This is a genomic window from Serratia marcescens subsp. marcescens ATCC 13880 (genome assembly GCF_017299535.1).
Classification (GTDB): Bacteria; Pseudomonadota; Gammaproteobacteria; order Enterobacterales; family Enterobacteriaceae; genus Serratia; species Serratia marcescens.
The window spans coordinates 4270373-4286174 of sequence record NZ_CP071238.1 but is presented as its reverse complement, the minus strand read 5'-3'; the positions used below and the strand labels follow the sequence as shown (position 1 = coordinate 4286174).

Annotated in this window: 12 protein-coding genes; 5 read left to right on the top strand and 7 right to left on the bottom strand. The window is 61.2% G+C overall.

Annotation, left to right across the window (positions count from 1 at the left end; genetic code table 11):
- Positions 1 to 10: 10 nt before the first annotated feature.
- On the bottom strand, positions 11 to 805 hold the full coding sequence (gene panB / locus J0F90_RS20460; protein ID WP_033639405.1) for a 3-methyl-2-oxobutanoate hydroxymethyltransferase: 795 nt from the start codon (positions 803 to 805) through the stop codon (positions 11 to 13).
- A gap of 166 nt (positions 806 to 971) precedes the next feature.
- Between panB and qseB the strand changes: the two genes are divergently transcribed.
- On the top strand, positions 972 to 1634 hold the full coding sequence (gene qseB / locus J0F90_RS20455; protein WP_033639407.1) for a quorum sensing response regulator transcription factor QseB: 663 nt from the start codon (positions 972 to 974) through the stop codon (positions 1632 to 1634).
- Entirely contained in the window at positions 1631 to 2989 is a 1359-nt protein-coding gene (qseC, locus tag J0F90_RS20450) for a quorum sensing histidine kinase QseC (RefSeq protein WP_033639409.1), read from the top strand. Before qseB ends, qseC begins: the two co-directional genes overlap by 4 nt.
- 5 nt (positions 2990 to 2994) lie before the next feature.
- Here qseC and folK read toward each other — a convergent pair whose 3' ends face one another.
- The 6 genes from folK to thpR all read right to left on the bottom strand — a co-directional run bounded on the left by folK (position 2995) and on the right by thpR (position 8096).
- The gene (folK, locus tag J0F90_RS20445) at positions 2995 to 3495 is read right to left on the bottom strand and encodes a 2-amino-4-hydroxy-6-hydroxymethyldihydropteridine diphosphokinase (RefSeq protein ID WP_016930060.1); all 501 of its coding nucleotides are present in this window, start codon (positions 3493 to 3495) and stop codon (positions 2995 to 2997) included.
- Positions 3495 to 5042, bottom strand: coding sequence for a polynucleotide adenylyltransferase PcnB (gene pcnB / locus J0F90_RS20440; protein WP_071591451.1), 1548 nt, complete (start codon positions 5040 to 5042; stop codon positions 3495 to 3497). Before pcnB ends, folK begins: the two co-directional genes overlap by 1 nt.
- 61 nt (positions 5043 to 5103) lie before the next feature.
- Entirely contained in the window at positions 5104 to 6015 is a 912-nt protein-coding gene (gluQRS, locus tag J0F90_RS20435) for a tRNA glutamyl-Q(34) synthetase GluQRS (RefSeq protein ID WP_016930059.1), read from the bottom strand.
- A 195-nt stretch (positions 6016 to 6210) separates the two neighbouring features.
- Complete coding sequence (gene dksA / locus J0F90_RS20430; RefSeq protein ID WP_004937569.1) at positions 6211 to 6666, bottom strand: RNA polymerase-binding protein DksA; 456 nt, start codon at positions 6664 to 6666, stop codon at positions 6211 to 6213.
- A gap of 183 nt (positions 6667 to 6849) precedes the next feature.
- A complete protein-coding gene (sfsA, locus tag J0F90_RS20425) occupies positions 6850 to 7557 on the bottom strand; it encodes a DNA/RNA nuclease SfsA (RefSeq protein ID WP_004937572.1) in 708 nt (235 codons plus the stop codon).
- On the bottom strand, positions 7554 to 8096 hold the full coding sequence (gene thpR, locus J0F90_RS20420) for an RNA 2',3'-cyclic phosphodiesterase (protein ID WP_016930058.1): 543 nt from the start codon (positions 8094 to 8096) through the stop codon (positions 7554 to 7556). The genes sfsA and thpR overlap by 4 nt, the downstream gene beginning before the upstream one ends.
- Positions 8097 to 8286: 190 nt before the next feature.
- Between thpR and hrpB the strand changes: the two genes are divergently transcribed.
- The 3 genes from hrpB (at position 8287) to fhuA (ending at position 15801) form a co-directional block, all read left to right on the top strand.
- Complete coding sequence (gene hrpB, locus J0F90_RS20415; protein ID WP_170913144.1) at positions 8287 to 10725, top strand: ATP-dependent helicase HrpB; 2439 nt, start codon at positions 8287 to 8289, stop codon at positions 10723 to 10725.
- A gap of 118 nt (positions 10726 to 10843) precedes the next feature.
- Complete coding sequence (gene mrcB / locus J0F90_RS20410) at positions 10844 to 13345, top strand: bifunctional glycosyl transferase/transpeptidase (protein WP_016930056.1); 2502 nt, start codon at positions 10844 to 10846, stop codon at positions 13343 to 13345.
- Between the two features lie 251 nt (positions 13346 to 13596).
- Complete coding sequence (gene fhuA, locus J0F90_RS20405) at positions 13597 to 15801, top strand: ferrichrome porin FhuA (RefSeq protein WP_033639411.1); 2205 nt, start codon at positions 13597 to 13599, stop codon at positions 15799 to 15801.
- Position 15802: the final 1 nt, after the last annotated feature.

The window sequence follows — 15802 nt, the reverse complement described above, 5'->3', positions numbered from 1 at the left end:
GAACCATCGCTTAGTTAAAAGAGTGTTCAGCCGCCGGGTAGAGGCCTTGCTCCACTTCCTGAATGTAATGCTGCACCGCCGTGCGGATATCGCCGCTCTGCGCCAGGAAGTTCTTGGCGAACTTCGGCGTGTGGCCGCCGGTGATGCCGAAGGCGTCATGCATCACCAGGATCTGGCCGTCGGTGCCGTTGCCGGCGCCGATGCCGATGACCGGAATGGACAGCGCTTCGGTGATCTGGCGCGCCAGATCGGTCGGCACGCATTCCAGCACCAGCAGCTGAATGCCGGCCAGTTCAAGATTCTGCGCGTCCTGCAACAGCTGTTTGGCGGCCAGTTCGTCGCGCCCTTGCACCTTATAGCCGCCGAACACGTTGACCGACTGCGGCGTCAGGCCCAGGTGGCCGCACACCGGTACCGCGCGCTCGGCGAGCATTTTCACCGTGTCGCACAGCCAGCTGCCGCCTTCCAGTTTCACCATGTTGGCGCCGGCGCGCATCAGCTCGGCGGCGTTGGCGAAGGTCTGTTCCGGGGTGGCGTAACTCATGAACGGCAGATCGGCCAGCAGCAGGCAGGCCGGCGCGCCGCGGCGCACGGCGCGCGTGTGGTAGGCCACGTCGGCGACGGTGACCGGCAGCGTGGAGTCGTGGCCCTGCAGCGTCATGCCCAGCGAGTCGCCCACCAACAGGACTTTGATGCCTTGCTCTTCAAACAGTTTGGCAAAGCTGGCATCGTAGGCGGTAAGGGTAGCAAACTTGCGCTGCTCCTGTTTCCACTGGCGCAAATGGGTCACGGTGGTGGGTTTCATCACAACGTCTCCTGAAACGGGCCGTGCGGCTTACGCAGGCCCAAGCTGCAAAAAAGTGCAGCCATTCTACTGTAACCCGATCGGGGTGGGTAGCGCGGATCGCCATGCTTAAGCGGTTCTTAAGAACCTTGTGGTGCAATGGCGCCAAGACTCAAAAGGGATACTCATGCGAATTCTGTTGATCGAAGATGACAAACTGATCGGTGACGGCATCAAGGCCGGGCTGACTAAACTCGGCTTCAACCTGGACTGGTTCACCGACGGCGCCGTCGGCAAAAATGCGCTGGACAGTGCGCCGTACGACGCGGTGATCCTCGATCTCAGCCTGCCGGGCCTCGACGGCCTGGATCTGCTGCGCCAGTGGCGCCAGGCCGGGCAGGACGTGCCGGTCCTGATCCTCACCGCCCGCGACGCGCTGGAGCAGCGGGTCAGCGGGCTGCAAAGCGGCGCCGACGATTATCTGTGCAAACCGTTCGCGCTGGCCGAAGTGGCGGCGCGCCTGCAGGCGCTGATCCGGCGTCGTCACGGCCAACTGATGCCGCAGCTGACGCACGGCAACGTAGTGTTCGACAGCGCCACCCGCAGCGTGAGCTGCAACGGCGAACCGGTGACGCTGACGCCGCGCGAATTGGCGGTGCTGGAGCTGTTTCTGCACAACAAGGGGCGGGTGCTGGCGCGGCCGTTGATTCAGGAGAAACTGTACAACTGGGACGACGACGTGAGCAGCAACGCGGTGGAGGTGCATATTCACCACCTGCGGCGCAAGCTGGGCAACGGCTTCATCCGCACCATCCACGGCGTGGGTTACACGCTGGGGGATGCGCCGTGAAGCGTCTCAGCCTGCGGCTGCGCCTGATCCTGATCTTCAGCCTGTTGGCGCTGCTGACCTGGAGCACCGCCAGCGTGGTGGCCTGGGTGATGTCGCGCAACACCATCAACGAAGTGTTCGACACCCAACAGATGCTGTTCGCCAAACGGCTGGCGACCGCCAACCTTGGCGATCTGTTGGCCGATGAAAGCGCGCGCAGCCTGCCGAAAACCAAGAAGCTGGTGCATCACGGCAAGCGCGGCGAGCAGGACGACGACGCGCTGGCGTTCGCCATCTTCGATCGCCAAGGCAAGATGCTGCTCAACGACGGCGAGAACGGCGCTGATTTCCTGTTTGACGGGGAGCGTGAAGGTTTTACCGACGGCGAGCGCAAAGGCGATGACGACAGCTGGCGTCTGGTATGGCTGACCAGCCCCGACGGGCGCTATCGCATTGTCGTGGGGCAGGAGTGGGATTACCGGCGCGATATGGCGCTGGGCATGGTGACGGGCCAATTGGTGCCCTGGCTGGCGACGCTGCCGGTGCTGATGCTGCTGATCGCGCTGATGGTCGGGCGCGAGCTGCGGCCGCTGCGCGCGGTGGCGGCCGGTTTGCGCCGGCGCGCGCCCGATGACGCCACGCCGCTGGATGCGCGCCAGGTGCCGACCGAGGTGCGCCCGCTGGTGGATGCGCTCAATGCGCTGTTCGCCCGCATCAACGCTTTGCTGGTGCGGGAGCGGCGCTTCACCTCCGATGCCGCGCACGAGTTGCGCAGCCCGCTGGCGGCGCTGCGGGTGCAGACTGAAGTGGTGCAACTGGCGGGGGACGATGCGCCGATGCGTGAGCACGCGCTGGACAATCTGACGCTCGGCATCGACCGCGCCACCCGGCTGGTGGATCAACTGCTGACGCTGTCGCGGCTGGATTCGCTGTCGGATCTGGCCGAACTTGCGCCGGTCGACTGGAACGATCTGGTGACGATGACCCTGGCGGAGCAGGATCGGCAGGCCCATGCGGCGGGCGTGACGCTACGCTATGAACATCAGGGAACGCCACCGCCGCGTCAGGGAGAAACCTTGCTGCTGTCGTTGCTGTTGCGCAATCTGCTGGACAACGCGGTGCGCTATACCCCGCAGGGCGGCGTCGTCACCGTGACGTTGAGCGAACGTTCGCTGACGGTGGCGGACGACGGTCCGGGTGTCACCACGGAGCATCTGGCGCGGCTCGGAGAACGTTTCTACCGCCCGCCGGGACAGGAACAAACCGGCAGCGGTCTGGGGTTATCTATCGTGCAGCGTATCGCCGGCTTGCATGGTTTGCAGGTCAGTTTCGCCAATCGCCCGGCGGGGGGATTTGTAGCGCGGTTGGCGCTGTAGGTGGGTCAGGACTTGGGTTTTGGCTGATGCCACAGCGCCATGCCGTTTTCCGGCACGCGCTTGAGGCAGCTGGCGAGCGGTTCGCCATCGGGGAAAATCAGATCGGGGGCGATTTCCGCCAGCGGGTAGAGCATGAATTCGCGCTCTTTCAGGCCGTAATGCGGCACCGTCAGGCGCTCGGTATGGATCACCTTGTCGCCGTACAGCATGATATCCAGATCGAGCGTGCGCGGCCCCCAGCGCTCATCCTTGCGCACGCGCCCCTGATTGCGTTCTATCGCCTGGGTATGGTCGAGCAGCTGTTCGGGCGGCAACAGGGTATCCAGCGCCACCACCGCGTTGAGAAAGTCCGGCTGGTTTTGCGGCCCCAGCGGCTTGGTGCGGTAAAACGAAGAACAGATGACCAGCCGGGTGCGCGGGAGATGCTCCAGCGCCTCCAGCGCGGCGTTAACCTGTTGCAGCGGCTGCGCCAGGTTGCTGCCCAGCGCGATATAAACGCGGATCATTATGCCCCTTCTTTGCGCGGTGCCCGGCGGCGAGGGCGGCGTTGGCGCGCGCGGCGCGGCGCCGGATCGTCGCCCAGGGTGCTCAGCATGGCTTTCTGCCGCGCCGGCGTGGCGTCCTGGAACTCGCCCCACCACTCGGCCAGACGCAGCATCTCCTGATTGTCTTCCACTTCCGCACGCAGCGCCAGCAGATCATAGGCGGCGCGGAATTTCGGATGTTCCATCAGTTTGTGCGCGCGTTTGCCCTGACGGCGAGACAGGCGCAGCTGCAGCTGCCAGATATCGCGCACCAGCGTGGTGATGCGTTTCGGGATCGCCAACGAGCGGCACTGCTCGTCGAGCACATCGTTCATCGCCAGCGCGAAGGCGTCGTAGTAGGCCAGGCCGCTTTCCTGCGCCAGCTTCTGCGCGTGCTCCAGCAGCGGGTACCACAGCATGGCGGCGAACAGGAACGCCGGGTTGACGCGCATGTCGTTCTGCAGACGATGATCGGTGTTCTTCAGCACCTGCACCAGAATGCGCTCCATCGGCGTATCGTGGTTCGGCGTGAAGTTGCGGGCGATCAGCGGGAACAGCGGTTGGAACAGCTGATATTCGCACAGCTTCAGGTAGGTCTGGAAACCGTAACCCGCCTGCAGCAGCTTGAGGGATTCTTCGAACAGACGCGCCGGCGGGATCTCATGCAGCAGCGAGGCCAGGCGCGGGATCGGCTCGGCGGTCTCTTCGCTGATGCGCATGTCCAGCTTGGCGGCGAAGCGCACCGCGCGCAGCATGCGCACCGGATCTTCGCGGTAGCGGGTTTCCGGATCGCCGATCAGGCGGATCACGCCTTGTTTCAGATCGTTCAGGCCGCCGACGTAATCGCGCAGGGTGAAATCCGCCACGCCGTAGTACAGGCTGTTGATGGTGAAATCACGGCGCTGGGCGTCTTCCTCGATCGAACCGAAGATGTTGTCGCGCAGCAGCATGCCGTTTTGCGCCTGCTGGGAGGAATTCTTGTCGGATTCCTGATTCTGTTCGTGGTGACCGCGGAAGGTGGCCACTTCGATGATCTCCGGCCCAAACATCACGTGCGCCAGACGGAAGCGGCGGCCGACCAGGCGGCAGTTGCGGAACAGTTTGCGCACTTGTTCCGGCGTGGCGTTGGTGGTGATGTCGAAGTCTTTCGGCTTTTTGCCGAGCAACAGATCGCGCACCCCGCCGCCGACCAGATAAGCCTCGTAGCCGGACTTGTTCAGGCGATAAAGCACTTTCAGCGCATTTTCGCTGATGTCTTTACGGGAGATCGAGTGCTGTTCGCGCGGGATCACGGTCATCGAGTCGTTGCTCTCGGCGATAGGAAAAGGCGGACGCTTGCGCGGCGTTGAGCGGCGGGCAGGGGCGTTGCTGCCGTTATCGGCGGCGCGCGGCTGCGGCGCAGGGCGGCTTGGCGCCGCGGCACGCTCTTCGCGGACTACGTTTTTATCGCCGGCCGCCGCGTCGTCGCGGGGCAGCTTGTCATCGCGGGTCAGTACCTTACGACAGAAGTTGGCTACTCGGGTAAAAATGGTACACCTCGATAGTGACTGATAAAAATGGAGCTAACAAAAAATAGCGGCTAATCATAGCTCACCATGGCTCCTTTGAGAATGCCGGCGTGTTTTCATCCAGAGGGATAGCCTCCTGACGCGGCACGTTTTCCAACCGCCAGTGTTCGATCGCCCAGCTCAATAATAATGGCAGGTCAAGATCTTGCCAGCTTTCCGGCAGCGGTTGGCGCAGAAATTTCAGCGCGGCGATCAGCACCGGCCGCGGATCGCCGGCGGGCAACGCCGGCGCATGATTTTGCTTCGACAGCTTGATGCCGTTGGCGCCCAGCGCCAGCGGCAGATGCACATAAGCGGGCACCGGCGCCTGCAGCTGGCGGTAGAGGGCAATTTGGCGCACCGTCGGTTCGATCAGATCGGCGCCGCGGACAATCTCGGTCACGCCCTGAAAATGGTCGTCGATCACCACCGCCAGGTTGTAGGCGAACAGCCCATCGCGGCGGCGAATGATAAAGTCTTCCCCCGCCAGCGCCGGATCGGCCTGCAATTCTCCCTGCAGGCGATCGTGGAACCGGTAAACGGGCGCGGTCTGGCGCAAGCGGATGGCGGCGCCCTGCGGGCCGAGCTGCAAGTCACGACAGTGGCCGTCGTACAATCCGCCGATGTGCTGGATGCGGCTGCGGGTGCAGGTGCAGTAATAGCTGAGCCCCTGGCGCTGCAACAGATCCAGCGCGGCGCGATAGGCGTCGTGACGTTGGGATTGATAGATGACCTGGCCGTCCCAGTGGAGACCATAATGTTCCAGCGCGGACAGGATGCGAGCGGCGGCGCCGGGGACTTCACGCGGCGGGTCGATATCTTCGATGCGAACCAGCCACTGCCCGCGTTGGGCGCGAGCCTGAAGGTAGCTTCCCAGAGCGGCAATCAGCGAACCGAAATGCAGATCCCCGGAAGGCGATGGGGCAAAACGCCCCACATAATGACTTTCTTGCATATCAGAGGGGAGGGGTTCCCTTTTCTCTGTGCGGCGCACGCGGGTACGCACGCCGCAGCGGTAACATACTCGTTATACTTGAAACTGCATCTGTGTTAGCTGCGCCTGCTTACCCGAATCACTTACTTGAGTAAGCTCATCGGGATGCGCATTCTTGCCGCCTTGATGCAGCTCCAATCATTTAGAGTAGCGGTATTAGCCGGCCATCTGCTTTTCGCGGATCTCGGCCAGCGTCTTGCAGTCGATGCACAGATCGGCGGTCGGACGCGCTTCGAGGCGACGAATACCGATCTCCACGCCACAAGATTCGCAGTAGCCGAAATCATCGTCTTCCACTTTCTTCAGCGTTTTCTCGATCTTTTTGATCAGTTTGCGTTCACGGTCACGGTTACGCAGTTCAAGGCTGAACTCTTCTTCCTGAGTGGCACGGTCGGCCGGATCAGGGAAGTTGGCTGCCTCTTCTTGCATATGCGATACAGTACGGTCCACTTCGTCCCTGAGCTGGTTGCGCCACGCTTCAAGAATGCGCTTGAAATGCGACAACTGGGCGTCGTTCATGTACTCTTCGCCCGGCTTCTCTTGGTACGGCTCCACCCCAGCGATGGCGAGAATGCTCAAGGACGAGGTTTTACGGTTTTGCCCTTCTTGCATGTTGCTTCTCCTACATACACACGCACTATCGAATCCCCAATGCGGGGGAAAAACAGGCCGCTATAAATAACAGAAGGAAGGTAGGTTGGCAATTATTCCTGTCGCCCGCTTGACAATCGTGTGAAGGAGGGCGTATTTGGCGATCGTGCTGGCCGGTTGTCTATTTATAGGGACCCGACTGCGCTAATCGATAAAAAACGGCAGCTTATCGCAGAGATAAATACCGTCAGGTGATAATTTTGCCCCGTAGCAAACCACTTCCACTCCCAACTGCCGGACCTGTGCCAACAGCGCCGCATAGCGCTCATCTATATGATGTGCCGGTGCGACCTGCTCAATACCGCTGTGTAACACGGCAAAGAACAACACCGCCCGTTGCCCGCTTTCAACCACGCTGAGCAACTCACGCAGGTGCTTTTGCCCTCTGAGCGTTACCGCATCAGGAAAGTAACCACGTTGTTGTTGCAGTAATGTGACTGACTTAACTTCAATATAGCAGTTAACCCGATTTTCTGCCTGTAATAACAAATCGATACGGCTGTTTTCACCGCCGTATTTCACCTCGCCGCTGATTTTACTGTAACCGGATAATTCATTGATTAAATTGTGTTCAATTGCCTCGCGCACCAGCGCGTTGGCGCGCAGGGTATTGACGCAGATCCAGTGCCCCTGTTGGGTATGGGTCAACTCCCAGCTGTGAGCGTATTTGCGCTTGGGATTGTCCGAGGTGGAGTACCAAACGGTGTCGCCGGGCGTGGCGCAGCCGGTCATGGCGCCGGTATTGGCGCAGTGCAGCGTAAAGGTTTCCCCTTCCGGGGTGATCACGTCCGCCAGAAAGCGTTTGTAACGTTTGATCAGCGTGGCGGAACGCAGCGGTGGAGAAAAAATCATGCGGATGCCTGTTTGGCCAGCGGCCACTGTTCGAGGTGTTGATAGCGGGTGCGGCCGTTTTCGAACACCGACTCATATAAGGAAAAGGCGTCGGCGCTGAACGCCCAGCCCGGCGTCGCCGGCGGGATCGCCACCGGCTGGGTAGCGGCGCGCAGCAGCGTGACATGCGGATGGAACGGCAGCGCGCTTTGATGGCAGCCGCTGCGGGCGGCCTGCGATCGCAGCAGCTCGGCCAGCTGCAGCAGCCCGCGCGGCGCGCGGCGGGTGCCGAGCCAGACCACGCCGGGGCGCGGCCAATGGCCGAGATCGTCGAGCCGCATGCTGAACCCGGGTTGTACGATGCGGCCGGCCAGCTTGCGCAGCGCTTGCTCTTTCTGCGCGGTGACCTCGCCGAGAAACGCCAGCGTCAGATGCAAATTGGCCGCAGCCACCGGCCGGCCGGCCTCCGGCGCAAACGCCTCGGCGCGCCAGCGGATCACCTGCTGTTGCAGGGCGTCAGGCAAGGACAGGGCAAAAAACAGGCGGCGCGAATTGGACATAAGGGCTCGGCAAATGCATGACAAAACGGTCGGGAACAGCGGTAAACGTTGCTGGCAGCGGCCCCGCGAGGGGCGCGGCGCACGAATGAGCTCCGTACTATAGCTAACGACGCCGCAGTTTGAAAGGCTACGGGGACAAAGCTAATGCTACACTGTACGCCGTTTATCGTTAACCACCACGGAGAGTTCAGTGTCTTCATTGCCCGTCAGCGCGGTGCTTGATGAGTTGCTGGCTGCGTTGCAGTCCGCTCCTCAGGTGCTGTTGCACGCCCCGACCGGCGCCGGTAAATCCACCTGGCTGCCGCTGCAGCTCCTGGCGAAGGCCGGGTTGCCGGGGCGCATTATCATGCTGGAGCCGCGGCGGCTGGCGGCGAAAAACGTCGCTTACCGCCTGGCACAGCAACTGGGGGAGGAGCCCGGCCAGACCGTGGGCTACCGCATGCGCGCCGAAAGTAAAAGCGGGCCGCAGACCCGGCTGGAAGTGGTGACGGAAGGCATTCTCACCCGCATGTTGCAGCAGGATGCCGAGCTGCAGGGCGTGTCGTTGGTGATCCTCGATGAATTCCACGAACGCAGCCTGCAGGCCGATCTGGCGCTGGCGTTGCTGCTCGATGTGCAGCAAGGGCTGCGCGACGATCTGAAGCTGCTGATCATGTCGGCCACCTTGGATAACGCTCGCCTGTCGCAGTTGCTGCCGGAAGCGCCGGTAGTGGTGTCCGAGGGGAGAAGCTTCCCGGTTGAGCGTTTATATCAGCCGTTGGCCAGCCATCAGCGGCTGGAGGACGGCGTAGCGGCGGCGGTGAAGCGGTTGCTGGCCGAACAGCCGGGATCTTTGCTGCTGTTCCTGCCGGGCGTGGCGGAGATCAATCGGGTGCTGGAGCGATTGACCGGCGAGGTGGCGAGCGATACCGATCTTTGCCCGCTGTATGGCGCTTTGCCTCTGGCGCAACAGCAAAAAGCGATTCAGCCGGCGGCGCCTGGTCGCCGCAAGGTGGTGCTGGCGACCAACATCGCCGAAACCAGCCTGACGATCGAGGGCATTCGGCTGGTGGTGGACAGCGGTCTGGAGCGCGTGGCGCGTTACGACGTGCGCAACGGTTTGACGAGGCTGGCGACGCAGCGCATCAGTCAGGCCTCGATGGTGCAGCGCGCCGGGCGCGCCGGGCGCCTGGAGCCGGGCCTTTGCTGGCATCTGTTCGCCAAAGAACAGGCGGAGCGCGCGGCGGAACATGCCGAACCGGACATTTTGCAGAGCGATCTCACCGGCTTCTGGCTCGAACTGTTGCAGTGGGGTTGCCACGATCCGGCGCAACTGACCTGGCTTGATGCGCCCCCGGCGGCGGCATTGACGGCGGCCAGGGCGCTGTTGCGCCGCCTGGGGGCTACGGATGACGGCGACAAACTCACCGCGCCGGGGCGCCAGATGGCTGCGTTGGGGTGCGAGCCGCGGTTGGCGGCGATGCTGGTCGCCGGCGCGACGCTGAGCGCCGACGGGCTGGCGACGGCGGCATTGTTGGCGGCGTTGCTGGAAGAACCGCCGCGCGGCGGGCAGATGGATATCGGTTATTGGCTGAGCCGCCCGCAAGCGAACTGGCGGCAGCGCGCCGCGCAGTTGGCCAAACGCCTGCCGCAACGTGCGGGGCAAGTCGACGTCGAGCTGGCGCCGCGTCTGTTGGCACAGGCATTTACCGATCGCATCGCCCAGCGGCGTGGCCAGGACGGCCGCTACCTGCTGGCCAACGGCCTGGGCGCGGCGATGAATCAGGACGAGGCGCTGTCGCGCGCCCCCTGGCTGATCGTTCCCAGCCTGTTGCAGGGCCACAACAGCCCCGATGCGCGTATCCTGCTGGCGCTGCCGGTGGACATCGAAGCGCTGGCGGCGCAGCTGCCGGCGATGGTCATGCAGCGCACGGCGGTGGAGTGGGATGAAGAAAAGGGCACGCTGCGCGCCTGGAAACGCCAGCAGATCGGTCGTCTGACGCTGCGCGCTCAGCCGCTGGCCAAACCGGCGGACGAAGAGCTGCAGCAGGCGCTGCTCGACTGGGTGCGCGCGCAGGGGTTGGCGGTGCTCAACTGGGAGGGCGCCGCTGAACAATTACGGGTGCGCCTGCAGTGCGCGCAAGCCTGGCTGCCGGAGGCGGAATGGCCGGCGATGGATGAAGAGCCGCTGCTGGCGGCGCTGGAGCAGTGGCTGTTGCCGTCGCTGAACGGCGTGCGCGATCTGCGCGGCTTGAAGCAGGTCAACATCGCCGAGGCGCTGTCCCGCCTGCTGGACTGGCAGCAAAAGCAGCGGCTGGATAATGCGTTACCCACTCATTACACTGTGCCGACCGGCAGCCGCCTGCCGATCCGTTATGAGGCCGGTAAACCGCCGGCGCTGGCGGTGCGCTTGCAGGAGGTTTTCGGCGAGCAGCGCAGCCCAATGTTGGCGGAGGGTCGCATCCCGGTGGTGCTTGAGTTACTCTCACCGGCGCACCGGCCGTTGCAAATCACCGGCGATCTGGCGGCCTTCTGGCAAGGCGCCTACCGCGAGGTGCAAAAAGAGATGAAGGGCCGCTACCCGAAACACGTGTGGCCGGACGATCCGGCCACGGCGGTACCGACGCGCCGAACGAAGAAATATCAGTAGGTCGCGATCATTCAAGGTTTGGAATTCAGATGTTTCTTCTGGTCAGCGCTGCGGCGTCGGCACAGATTAAGCGACTAATCATGGCCGGCAGTGTCGGCAAGCTCGGAGAACAACAGCCATGGCTGGGGATGACCGCGAGCCCATCGGGCGCAAAGGAAAACAACCAAAAAGCACCGCGTCGCGCAAGCCGCCGCGCCGTCGCCGAGACGACGATTATGACGATTACGAAGAAGACGAGTATGACGATGATGAGTATGAAGAGGAGGAGGAACGCATGCCGCGTAAGGTAAAAGCGACTCCGCCGCGTAAAAAACGCCGCTGGCTCGGCCTGATTATCAAACTGATCCTGGTGCTCGCCGTCTTGTTGGCGATCTATGGCGTCTACCTGGACTCGCAGATCCGCAGCCGCATCGACGGCAAAGTCTGGCAGCTGCCGGCGGCGGTGTACGGCCGCATGGTCAACCTGGAACCGGGGATGCCGTACAGCAAGAAGGAGATGGTCAACCTGCTGGAAGGCATGCAGTATCGCCAGGTCAGCCGCATGACGCGTCCGGGCGAGTTTACCGTGCAGGCCAACAGCATCGAGATGCTGCGTCGCCCGTTCGACTTCCCGGACGGTAAAGAGGGGCAGATCCGCGCCCGCCTCGATTTCCAGAACAACCGTTTGGCGAAGATCGAAAACCTGGACAGCGGCCGCAGCTTCGGCTTCTTCCGCCTCGATCCGCGTCTTATCACCATGCTGCAGTCGCCGAACGGTGAACAGCGCCTGTTCGTGCCGCGTTCCGGTTTCCCGGATCTGTTGGTGGACACGCTGATCGCCACGGAAGACCGCCACTTCTACGAGCATGACGGCATCAGCCCATACTCCATCGGCCGCGCGGTGCTGGCCAACCTGACCGCCGGCCGTGCGGTGCAGGGCGGCAGTACCCTGACGCAGCAGCTGGTGAAGAACCTGTTCCTGACCAACGAACGTTCGCTGTGGCGTAAGGCCAACGAAGCCTATATGGCGCTGTTGGTGGATTACCGTTACAGCAAAGACCGCATCCTGGAGCTGTATCTGAACGAGGTGTACCTCGGACAGAGCGGCAGCGACCAGATCCGCGGTTTCCCGCTGGCCAGCCTGTACTACTTCGGCCGCCCGGTGGATGAGCTGAGCCTCGATCAACAGGCGTTGCTGGTCGGCATGGTCAAGGGCGCGTCGCTGTATAACCCGTGGCGTAACCCGAAACTGGCGCTGGAACGCCGCAATCTGGTGCTCAAACTGCTGCAGAACCAGGGGGTGATCGACGGCGAGCTGTATGACATGCTGAGCGCGCGTCCGCTGGGCGTACAGCCGAAAGGCGGCGTCATTACGCCACAGCCGGCGTTTATGCAGATGGTGCGTCAGGAACTGCAAACCAGGCTGGGCGATAAGGTTAATGACCTGTCCGGCGTGAAGATCTTCACCACGCTGGATCCGGTGTCGCAAGACGCGGCGGAAAAAGCGGTCGAAGACGGCATCCCGGCGCTGCGCGCCGCGCGTCACCTGCAGGATCTGGAAGCGGCGATGGTGATCGTCGATCGCTTCAGCGGTGAAGTGCGCGCCATGGTCGGCGGCGCCAACCCGCAGTTCGCCGGTTTCAACCGCGCCATGCAGGCGCGACGCCTGGTCGGCTCGCTGGCCAAGCCGCCAACGTACCTGACCGCGCTGTCCGAACCGGATAAATACCGTCTCAACACCTGGCTGGCGGATGCGCCGCTGTCGCTGAAACAGCCGAACGGCGCCGTCTGGCAGCCGAACAACTACGATCGCAAATTCCGCGGTCAGGTGATGCTGGTGGATGCGTTGGCCAACTCGCTGAACGTGCCGACGGTGAACCTCGGCCTGTCGGTCGGGCTGGATCAGATCAGCGCCACGCTGCAACGCCTGGGGATCCCGAAAGCGGAGATCAATCCGGTGCCTTCGATGCTGCTGGGGGCGATCGGCCTGACGCCGATGGAAGTGGCGCAGGAATACCAGACCATCGCCAGCGGCGGTAACCGTGCGCCGCTGTCGGCGGTGCGTTCGGTGATCGCCGAAGACGGCACGGTGCTGTACCAGAGCTTCCCGCAGGCGGAGCGCATGGTGCCGGCGCAGGCTGCTTACCTGACGCTGTACGCGATGCAGCAGGGCGTGGCGCGCGGGACCTCCCGCTCGCTGTCGGTGAAGTTCCCGAACTACAACCTGGCGGCGAAAACCGGTACCACCAACGATCTGCGCGACAGCTGGTTCGCCGGCATCGACGGCAAGGAAGTGGCGATCGCCTGGGTCGGGCGCGATAACAACGGCCCGGCCAAGCTGACCGGCGCCAACGGCGCGTTGACCCTGTATCGCCGCTATCTGGAAAACCAGACGCCGCTGCCGCTGATGCTGCAGCCGCCGGAAGGCATTAACCAGATGAGCATCGACTCTGCCGGCAACTTTATCTGCGGCGGCGGCAGCTGGCGCACCATCCCGGTCTGGACCGACAATCCGCAGGGATTGTGCCAGGCCAGCCAGGCGGCGGTGCAGCAACAGCAGCAACAGCAACAACCGGCGGCGGGTGAGCAAAAAGATGGCGATGGCGTCGCCGGCTGGATCAAGGATATGTTCGGCCAGTAATCGCTACCGGGGCATCGGCCCCGGTGAAAGTTTTTTCTTTGTTATTAAGCCCGTAACCTTGGTTGCGGGCTTTTTTATTTTTCTGCTCGTTTTATTTCCCTGCTAACCGCAAGGCTAAGCGTCTAATCCTTAACCTATTTGCCCTATGAATTCGGCTTGCAGTTTAATTTGGCTTCTGCATAAAATGCGACGCTTATAATAATTATTATCGTTTACATTCGTCATTTAATTATTCATCAGAGAAATCAACTATGCCGACCAAGCGTCTTCCATCATTCGCGGCCAAGCAGGGCCGCCTCCCCGTCAGCGCGTTAGCGATCACCGTCGCCGCGGCGCTGGGCACGCTGGCGATGCCGGCCTTTTCCGCCGACGCCAAATCGTCCGCCAAGGAAGACACGATTACCGTTGTGGGCGGCAGTAATGCCGCCCAGCAGGAAAGCGCCTGGGGGCCGGTCGGCACCTATGTCGCCAAACGCAGCGCCACCGGCACCAAAACCGATACGCCGATCGAAAAGAATCCGCAGTCCGTTTCCGTGGTGACGCGTGAAGAGATGGACATGCGCCAGCCGGATACGGTGAAAAGTGCGCTGGCTTATACCCCAGGTGTGATGATTGGGAATCGCGGAGCCTCCACTGCCTATGATGCTGTGAACATTCGTGGCTTCAGCTCTGTAGGTACCAATATGTACCTGGATGGTCTGAAGCTGCAGGACGATAACTATTCGATTTATCAGATCGACCCATACTTCTTGGAGCGGGCGGAAGTGCTGCGCGGGCCGTCTTCGGTATTGTATGGCAAAAGCAACCCAGGTGGGGTGGTCGCTCTGGTCAGTAAACGGCCGACAACAGAGACGCTGCGCGAGGTTCAATTCAAAATGGGGACAGATAATCTGTTCCAGACCGGTTTTGACTTCAGTGACGCCTTGGATGATGCGGGTGTTTATTCATATCGTCTGACAGGTGTGGCGCGCGATGAAGATCAGCAGCAGGTTGGCGAGAAAAGCAAACGTTATGCTATTGCTCCTTCCTTCAGCTGGCGACCTGATGATCGCACTTCTTTGACTTTCCTCAGCAGTTTCCAGGATGACCCTAGCGTTGGCTTCTATGGTTGGTTGCCGAAAGAAGGTACGGTGCAAAATGGCGTCAATGGTAAGTTACCAACCAGCTTCAACGATGGTGAGCCGGGCTATAACAACATTTCTCGCAAGCAGCAAATGGTGGGGTATGCCTTTGAACATGCTTTCGATGATGTTTGGACCGTGCGCCAAAACCTGCGCTATTCGAAAATGGATGTGGACTACCGTTCTATTTATGGTTTAGGCATTGATCCAGATAATTCCGCGGAGCTGAAGCGTGGTGTGATGAACTCCAAAGAGCATATGTCCAGCTTTGCAGTAGACACACAGGCGCAGGCCAAATTTGCTACCGGGCAAGTTGACCATATCGTGTTGATGGGCGTTGATTATATGCGTATGCGCAATGATGTCGTTTATCAATATGGCAGTGCATCCAATCTGAATGTCATTGCTCCACAATATGGCAATCGAAGCTATACCATTACCGGTGGCGCCAGTCAGGTTAACCGTCAGGAGCAGACCGGCCTGTATGTGCAAGATCAGGCTGAATGGAACAACTGGGTTCTGACGATGGGGGGGCGCTATGATTGGAGCGATACCAACAGCACCAATCGCCTGAACCAGAATTCCGTCTCTAAGCAGCAGGATAAACAGTTTACCGGCCGTGCTGGCTTGAACTATGTTTTCGAAAACGGCATCGCGCCTTATGTCAGCTACAGCGAATCGTTTGAGCCAACCTCAGGCACTGATTTTTCAGGTAATACGTTTGCTGCCTCTAAAGGCAAACAGTATGAGGCTGGGGTTAAATACGCACCTAAGGATCGTCCGATCACCGCCAGTTTGGCGCTTTACCAGTTGACTAAAACCAACAATAAAGTGGCCGATCCGAATCCCGAACATGCCTTCGCCAGTATATTGGGCGGTGAGATCCGTTCACGTGGTGTTGAGCTTGAAGCCAAAGCGGCGTTGACGGCCAATCTGAATATATTGGGTTCTTACACTTACACAAACACTGAATATACCAAAGACACTACGCTACAGGGCAACACGCCGGCGGCGATCCCTAAACACATGGCTTCTTTGTGGGCGGATTACACCTTCCATGAAACCGCGATCAGCGGCTTGACCTTGGGTTCCGGCGTTCGCTATGTCGGCTCCAGCTATGGCGACGAGGCCAATACGTTTAAAGTGAAGGACTACACGGTGTTTGATGCCGCGATAAAATATGATCTGGCGCGTTTCAATTTGCCGGGCTCTTCGATTGGCATCAATGTGAACAACCTGTTTGACAAAGAATATGTCTCCAGCTGCTTTGCTACCTATGGCTGCTACTGGGGCGCAGAACGCCAGGTGGTCGCCACCGCAACCTTCCGTTTCTAAC